The organism is Cellulomonas sp. NPDC057328 (assembly GCF_042667215.1).
Lineage (GTDB): Bacteria > Actinomycetota > Actinomycetes > Actinomycetales > Cellulomonadaceae > Cellulomonas.
The window spans coordinates 1-7222 of record NZ_JBHUZW010000157.1; the positions used below are offsets into that span (position 1 = coordinate 1).

Consider the following 7222-nt stretch of genomic DNA (forward strand, 5'->3'; position numbering starts at 1 on the left):
CCCGTGGGGTGCCGGGGCGTCCGGTCGGGGTCGGGAGCCGTCAGGCGCGCGCGCCCACCGCGCCCTCGCGGGCGGGGACGGTGGCGTCCGTGGCGTCGGACTCCGCCGACTCCTCGCGCGCCTCCTGCACCTCGTCGGTGAACAGGTCGTCGACGCGCGCCGACTCGTACCGCGCGACGTCGAGGATGCCCTCGCGCTTGGCGACGATCGTCGGCACGAGCGCCTGCCCGGCGACGTTCACCGCGGTGCGGCCCATGTCGAGGATCGGGTCGATCGCGAGCAGCAGGCCCACGCCGGCGAGCGGCAGGCCCAGCGTCGACAGCGTGAGCGTCAGCATGACGACGGCACCGGTGAGACCGGCGGTCGCGGCGGAGCCGACCACGGAGACGAACGCGATGAGCAGGTAGTCCCTGATCGACAGGTCGACGCCGAACAGCTGCGCGACGGTGATGGCGGAGATCGCCGGGTAGATCGAGGCGCAGCCGTCCATCTTCGTCGTCGCGCCGAGCGGCACGGCGAACGACGCGTACGAGCTGGGGACGCCGAGGTTGCGCTCGGTGACGCGCTGTGTCACGGGCAGCGTCCCGATGGACGAGCGCGAGACGAACGCCAGCTGGATCGCCGGCCAGGCACCGCGGAAGTACGCGCCGATCTTCAGGCCGTTCGTGCGGAGCAGCACCGGGTAGACCACGAGGAGGACGATCGCGAGGCCCGTGTAGATCGCCGCGGCGAACGTCGCGAGCGGCGCCAGCAGGTCCCAGCCGTACGTCGCGACGGCGCGGCCGATGAGGCCCAGCGTGCCGAGCGGCGCGAGGCGGATGACCCACCACAGCACCTTCTGCACGACCGCGAGCGCCGAGCGGCTGAACGCGAGGAACGGCTCGGCGGCCTTGCCGGTGCGCAGCGCGGCGATGCCGACGACGAGCGCGATGACGACGATCTGCAGCACGTTGAACGAGATGGACGTGTCGGCGGTCAGCGCGCCGTCGGCGCCGGCCTCGACGCTCGTCTCACCGCCCAGGCCGAGGAAGTTGCCCGGGATGAGCCCGTTGAGGAAGTCGAGCCAGCTGCCGGTCGTGCCGGGCTCGGTCGCCTCCTCCGTGCTCAGCGTGGTGTTCGCGCCCGGCCGGAAGACCAGGCCCAGCGTGATGCCGACGACCACGGAGATCGCGGCGGTGATCGCGAACCACAGCAGGGTCTGCCCGGCGAGCCGGGCGGCGTTCGTGACCTGCCGCAGGTTCGCGATCGACGCGACGATCGCGAGGAACACGAGCGGCGGGACGATCGCGCGCAGCAGCGTGACGAACGCCGAGCCGATCTCGCTCAGCGTCGTGGTCAGCCAGTTCGGGTCGCCGTCGGCGTTCACGGGGCCCATGCGCAGGGCGATCCAGCCGAGCAGGACGCCGAGGCCGAGGCCGAGGAGCACCTGCACGGTGAAGGACGGCATCCGCAGCCGGCGCCGGGGCGGCGCGGGCGTGGCGGTGGTGGAGCTGGTGGACACGGGATCGGTGCCTTTCGAGCAGGCGCGCGGGGGCGCCGGTCGGCGTGCGTGCGGGTCTCGTCACGCGGGTGCGGGGGCCGGCCCCCGAGGGGGCACGGCGGTGCGGAGGCCTTCCCCTCGCGGGGCACGGCGGTCCGGCGCGGCGCCGGACGGGCCTGCGCGACGCCGGCGGGCCGGCGGCGCGCGGCGCAGGGCGTGCCGCGGTGCGCGGGGCGCCCGGGCTCAGCGAGCGGGGGACGTCAGTGCGCGCAGGGGCACGGCGAGGTACGACAGAGCGCGCTGGCGACCCGGCGGAGGTCGACGGCGCGGCGCTGGGTCAGGTGCCACGTGCTCACGTGCGGCGTCCTCCCCGGTGTCGTCGTCACGGCCGCGTCGTCCCGGCCGTGCGTGTCAACACCCTCCCACGGGACTTCATTCCCGCGCACGGCAGCGGCACGACCGGCGTGGTCAGCGCGTCACGAGACCCGTGACGGGGTCGCGGCCCGTCAGGCAGTACACCTGGCCGGCCGGGTCGCGGAGCACCGTCCAGCCGTGCCCCTCGGCGACGTGGGTGGCGCCGAGGGCGAGGTGCTCCGCGGCCACCGCGGCACGGGCCGGGCCGCACGCCAGGTCGAGGTGGGCGCCCACGGTCGTGCGCGGGTCGTCGTCGCCCAGGCGCTGGAGCATGAGCCGCAGCGGGATCCCCGCCGGACGCTCGAGGACCGTGAACTCCGGCCGCGCACCGGTGCGCGCCGGCCACCCGGTCAGCGCCGGCCAGAACGCGCGCTCGGCGTCGAGCAGCCCCGCCGGGACGTCGAGGCACACCTGGTCGACCCGCTGCACGCCGCCCCCGGCGCCGGCCACGGGCTCCGGCCGGCGCCGCTCGCCGCCGTCCGGGACGAGGCAGAGGACGAACCCGCCGGGCGACGCGAGCACCACGTGGTCCTCGCGGTGCAGCTCGGTGGCGCCGAGGTCGCGCGCGAGCGCGGCGCGCGCGGCGACGTCCGGCACGTGCAGGTCCACGTGGACCCGCGGCACGTCCCCGGTGCGCTGCACCCGCAGGTACGCGTCCCCGTCGGGCGGGAGGAGGGTCGCGAACTCGCCCTCCGCCCCCCGCGCCGGGGACCGCGTGCTGCGCGTCGCCGCGCACCAGAACGCCGTGCCGTCGTCGTGCACGGCGGCCGGCAGGTCGAGGAAGGCGGTCGTCCACACCACGGGCACGTGCGGGACGCTACCGCCGTGGCGGCCGGCGCGCGCTCCCCTCCTCCACCGCCCTCCTCCTCGATGCTGAGGCAGTGGCCTGCGGCTCCACCCGTCGACGGTGCCGCGGCCGCCCCGGGCGGTGGCAGGGTGGCGGCGTGACGACCGCTCCCCCACCCGCCCCGCTGCCCGCGGCACCGGCCGTCACGCCGTCCGGGGCGCAGCCGGCCGTGCTCACGGAGATCGAGGCGCGGCGCCTGGGGCCGGTGCGACGGTTCTTCGTCCTGCACCCGGGCGCCATGGACGCCGTGGTGGTCGTCGTCTACGTCCTGCCCGCCCTCGTGCTCGGCGTGCTGTCGGCGGACCTCGGGACGACCGTCGCCGGCATGACGGAGGGCCAGGTCGAGCGCGTGGTCACGGTGACCGTGCTGGGCGTGGTGCTCGGCGGCACCGCCCTGGCGTGGCGCCGGCGGCGGCCCGTGCTCGTCGCCGGCGTCCTCGCCGTGCTGGGGGCGCTGTCGCTCGCCGTCTCCGGCCAGGTCGGCACGCTCGACCTCGCCCTCACGTTCGCCGTCTACGCCGTCGCCGCCAACCGCACGCCGCGCGTGACGTGGCTGACCTTCGGCGCCACCTTCCTCGTGCTGGCGGGGGCGATGTGGCTGTGGCAGGCGCCCGACCTGGCGACGGCGACGGTGGACGCCACCGCGGGCGCCGCGACCGCCGAGCCGGCCGTCCCCGCCCCGTCCCCGCCGGACGGGCCCGGCCCGACGGCGGCACCGGAGCTCCTGCCCGACGGGACCCCCGTCCCGACCCCGGACACGATGAGCCCCGTGACGTCCCGCGTGGTGGGCTCGTCGTCGCAGCTCGCGATGATGCTCATCGCCGCGTCGATCGGCACGAGCGTGCGCAACCGCCGTCTGCACGTCGCCGAGCTCGTCGCCCGCACCAACGCGCTCGCCCGCGAGCGCGACCAGCAGGCCCGCATCGCCCGGTCCGAGGAGCGCACGCGCATCGCCCGCGAGATGCACGACGTCGTCGCGCACAGCATCTCGGTGATGATCGCGCTGTCCGACGGCGCGTCCGCGGCCCTGCGCCGGAGCCCGGACCTGTCCCGCACGGCGCTCGACGAGCTCTCGGCCACGGGCCGCTCGGCGCTCGCGGAGATGCGCCGGGTGCTCGGCGTGCTCGACGACGACGGCGCGCCGCTCGCGCCGCAGCCCGGCAGCCACGACCTCGCCGCGCTGGTCGACCGGTTCCGTACCGCGGGCCTGCCCGTCGAGGCCCGCGGGCTCGACACCGCGCTGCCGGCCGAGGCGACCCTGCAGATCGCCGTGCACCGCGTGGTGGCCGAGGCGCTGACCAACGCTCTCCGGCACGCGCCGGGCACGCCGCGCGTGCAGCTGTGCCTCACGCGCACGGCCGACGCGGTCGAGGTCGCGGTGCTCGACGACGGCCCGCGCGGCCCCGTGCCCGACGCGGGCGGCTCGGGCCGCGGCCTCATCGGCATGCGGGAGCGCGCCGCCGTCTACGGCGGCACGGTCGACGCCGGCCCGCGGCCCGAGGGCGGCTGGCGCGTGCACGTCCGGCTGCCCTTCCCCACCGACCTGCCCGCCGCCGAGCCGGTGGACGCGGAGCCGGTGGATGCCGAGCCGGTGGACGCCGAGCCGGTCGGCGCGCCGCCGGTGGACGCGCCGCCGGTCACCGCACCACCGGTCACCGCGGCCGCCGCTCCCCCCGCCCCCCGCCCCGCCACCACCACCGCCACCACCGCCACCGCCAAGGAGGACGCATGACCCGGGTGCTGCTCGTCGACGACCAGGCGCTGCTGCGCATGGGGTTCCGCCTCGTGCTCGACGCCGAGGACGACCTGGAGGTCGTCGGCGAGGCGGGCGACGGCCGCGCGGCGATCGAGCAGGTCGCGGCGCTGCGCCCCGACGTCGTGCTCATGGACGTGCGCATGCCCGGCATGAACGGCATCGACGCCACCGAGCGGCTGGTCGCGGCGTACCCCGGCACGCGCGTCCTCATCCTCACGACCTTCGACCTCGACGAGTACGCGTTCGCCGCGCTGCGCGTGGGCGCCAGCGGGTTCCTGCTCAAGGACGCCCGCCCGGCGGAGCTCGTCGCGGCGATCCGGTCGGTCGCGTCCGGGGACGCCGTGGTGTCGCCGCGCGTCACGCGGCGCATGCTCGAGATGTTCTCCGGCCAGCTGCCGGCGGTGCAGGAGGGCGCCGACGACGACGGGGTGCACCCGCGGCTGCGCGAGCTCACGCCGCGCGAGCTCGAGGTGCTGCAGCACGTCGCCGAGGGGCTGTCGAACGGGGAGATCGCGACGGCGCTGTTCCTGTCCGAGGCGACCGTGAAGACGCACGTCGGCAACATCCTCGCGAAGCTGCGCGTGCGCGACCGCGTCCAGGCCGTCGTCCTGGCGTACGAGACGGGCGTCGTGGGCGTCGGCCGGTCGGGACGTCCTGCGGGCTGACCCGCGCGCTCCCGATGAGTTCGCCGGCGCCCGCCGGTCGGACGCTGGTGGACGCACCCCGACCGCGGGAGCCCGGAGAGGGAGAAGCACCATGACCGACACGACGACGTACCGCACCCTCGACGTCCCCGGCGCGACGATCGCCTACGACGTGCGCGGACCGCTGCCGACGGCCGACGGCAGGCCGCCGCTCGTGCTGATCGGCCAGCCCATGGACGCGTCCGGGTTCGGCACGCTCGCGTCCTACCTGACCGACCGCACCGTCGTCACGTACGACCCGCGCGGCCTCGGCCGCAGCACGCGCACGGACGGCACCACGCGGCAGGACCCGCGGCAGCAGGCCGACGACCTGCACGCGCTCGTCACCGAGCTCGGCACCGGCCCGGTCGAGCTGTTCGGCTCCAGCGGAGGGGCGGTGACCGGCCTGGCCTGGGTCACGGCGTACCCGCAGGACGTGGCGACGCTCGTGGCGCACGAGCCGCCCCTCGTCCGCCTCCTGCCCGACGCCGACCGGGCCCTCGCCGCGGACGCGCGCGTCGGCGCCGCGTACGCCGAGCGCGGCTGGGGCGCCGGCATGGCCGCCTTCATCGTCATGACGTCGTGGGAGGGCGAGTTCCCGGGGGGCTTCCTCGCCGAGCTGCCCGACCCGGCCCAGTTCGGGCTGCCGACCGAGGACGACGGGTCGCGCGACGACCCGCTGCTGTCCGACGCGTCGAAGGCCGTCTCGGGATACGAGCCGGACGTCGACGCGCTGCGCGCGTCGACGACGCGCGTCGTCCTCGCCGCCGGCGAGGAGAGCCTGGCGATCATCACGGGTCGCACGACGCAGGCGCTCGCCGACCTCCTCGGCTCGACCGTCGAGGTGTTCCCCGGCGGGCACGGCGGGTTCCTCGGCGACGAGTTCGGCATGCCGGGCAAGCCGGAGGAGTTCGCGGCGCGCCTGCGCGAGGTCCTGGGCGCCTGACGGGCCCTGCCGGGCGGGGTGTGCAGCGCGCGTCACGCGTGGCGCGACGAACGCTGCACACCCCGGCTCTCCCATGCGGCCCGGGCGCGTCAGCGGGTGCTGAGGACCTCGCCGACGAAGCGCAGCGAGCGCTCGCGCAGGCCCTCGACGCGGCGGGCGACCATCAGCTCGCGCACCGACTCGTCGGACCCGGCCTCGGTGCGCGTCGGCGGGCGCCGCACGTTCGCCGAGCACACGAAGTCGGTGCAGATGAGCGTCCCGATGGTGTTGCCGCGCCGGCCGGACGCCCCGCCGCGGCGCGCGACGTAGAGCGTGACGTCGTCGGTGACGACGACGTCCTCGCACCACGCGCACACGGCGCGGCGCCGGTGGCGGGTGCGGTCGCCGGAGCGTAGCAGCACGCCGGTCGGCTCGCCGTCGACCCAGAGCACGACGTACGCGGCGAGCGGCGCCTTGCGGTCGCGCCAGCCGAGGTAGTCGAGGCGGTCCCAGTCGAGGGCGTCGAGGTCGGGCAGGGTCGCCTGCGTCGCCTCGCGGCGGCTGGCGTTGACGAAGGAGTCGCGGATCTGCTTCTCGGTCAGGGGGTGCATGTCGGGGTCGGCTTCCGTGGGTGGTGGGAGCCGCCGGGCGCGGGTGCGCGGGAGCGCACGGCCGCACCGGGACGCGAGCGGGCTCGGCGCGGGTCGGCGGCGGGGACGGGCTGCCGCGTCCGCCCCTCCGACACCCGGGCGCACGGACGCGGGCACGGCGGTGCCGTGCGCGTCCGGCCGTCGCCGGCACGGGGACGGGGCGGCGGGGCCGCCGGCACGTCACCCGCGCGAGGCGGTCGGTCCGGGTGTCAGAGGTGCGCGACGCGATCGCGCACGGACGCCGAGCAGGCCTGCACGGCCACCTCGCGCCCCGCGGTCTCGTCCCGCACGTCTCGCTCCCTCGTCCCGCCGGTCGTCGACCGGCCCGTCGCGGCGGGACCGGTCCTGCCGGTCCCCGCCCGCCGCCCGGTCGTCCCGGGCCTGTCCGGCTGCCGCGTGGTGCGGCGCCGGTCGTCGATCGTACGCCTCTGACGGCGCACGTCGACGGCGCCGACCCGTGGGGTCGG

Annotated in this window: 7 protein-coding genes; 3 read left to right on the plus strand and 4 right to left on the minus strand. The window is 76.8% G+C overall.

The features are described from left to right. Positions 1 to 40 precede the first annotated feature (40 nt). The 3 genes from ACFUMH_RS17875 to ACFUMH_RS17885 form a co-directional block, all read right to left on the minus strand. Positions 41 to 1447: a dicarboxylate/amino acid:cation symporter gene (locus ACFUMH_RS17875; RefSeq protein ID WP_378208734.1), complete on the minus strand. Its 1407-nt coding sequence runs from the start codon at positions 1445 to 1447 to the stop codon at positions 41 to 43. Between the two features lie 293 nt (positions 1448 to 1740). Further along, complete coding sequence (locus ACFUMH_RS17880; RefSeq protein ID WP_378208722.1) at positions 1741 to 1926, minus strand: putative leader peptide; 186 nt, start codon at positions 1924 to 1926, stop codon at positions 1741 to 1743. A gap of 22 nt (positions 1927 to 1948) precedes the next feature. Continuing rightward, positions 1949 to 2701: a VOC family protein gene (locus tag ACFUMH_RS17885; protein WP_378208724.1), complete on the minus strand. Its 753-nt coding sequence runs from the start codon at positions 2699 to 2701 to the stop codon at positions 1949 to 1951. Between the two features lie 137 nt (positions 2702 to 2838). Between ACFUMH_RS17885 and ACFUMH_RS17890 the strand changes: the two genes are divergently transcribed. The 3 genes from ACFUMH_RS17890 to ACFUMH_RS17900 all read left to right on the plus strand — a co-directional run bounded on the left by ACFUMH_RS17890 (position 2839) and on the right by ACFUMH_RS17900 (position 6126). Further along, positions 2839 to 4473: a sensor histidine kinase gene (locus tag ACFUMH_RS17890; protein ID WP_378208726.1), complete on the plus strand. Its 1635-nt coding sequence runs from the start codon at positions 2839 to 2841 to the stop codon at positions 4471 to 4473. Next, positions 4470 to 5162 carry a response regulator gene (locus tag ACFUMH_RS17895; RefSeq protein WP_378208728.1) on the plus strand — a complete coding sequence of 231 codons (693 nt, stop codon included), beginning with the start codon at positions 4470 to 4472 and terminating at the stop codon, positions 5160 to 5162. Before ACFUMH_RS17890 ends, ACFUMH_RS17895 begins: the two co-directional genes overlap by 4 nt. A gap of 91 nt (positions 5163 to 5253) precedes the next feature. Continuing rightward, positions 5254 to 6126, plus strand: a complete 873-nt coding sequence (locus ACFUMH_RS17900) for an alpha/beta fold hydrolase (RefSeq protein WP_378208730.1) — start codon at positions 5254 to 5256, stop codon at positions 6124 to 6126. 89 nt (positions 6127 to 6215) lie between these two features. Here the strand turns inward: ACFUMH_RS17900 and ACFUMH_RS17905 are convergent, their stop codons facing one another. Continuing rightward, positions 6216 to 6716 (minus strand): FBP domain-containing protein, encoded by a 501-nt coding sequence (locus tag ACFUMH_RS17905; RefSeq protein WP_378208732.1) that lies wholly within the window; start codon positions 6714 to 6716, stop codon positions 6216 to 6218. Positions 6717 to 7222: the final 506 nt, after the last annotated feature.

Bases quoted from the DNA above. Each gene is read 5' to 3' on its own strand.
- ACFUMH_RS17875 (WP_378208734.1), bottom strand. From the start codon at position 1,447: ATGCCGTCCTTCACCGTGCAGGTGCTCCTCGGCCTCGGCCTCGGCGTC.
- ACFUMH_RS17895 (WP_378208728.1), top strand. From the start codon at position 4,470: ATGACCCGGGTGCTGCTCGTCGACGACCAGGCGCTGCTGCGCATGGGG.
- ACFUMH_RS17900 (WP_378208730.1), top strand. From the start codon at position 5,254: ATGACCGACACGACGACGTACCGCACCCTCGACGTCCCCGGCGCGACG.
- ACFUMH_RS17905 (WP_378208732.1), bottom strand. From the start codon at position 6,716: ATGCACCCCCTGACCGAGAAGCAGATCCGCGACTCCTTCGTCAACGCC.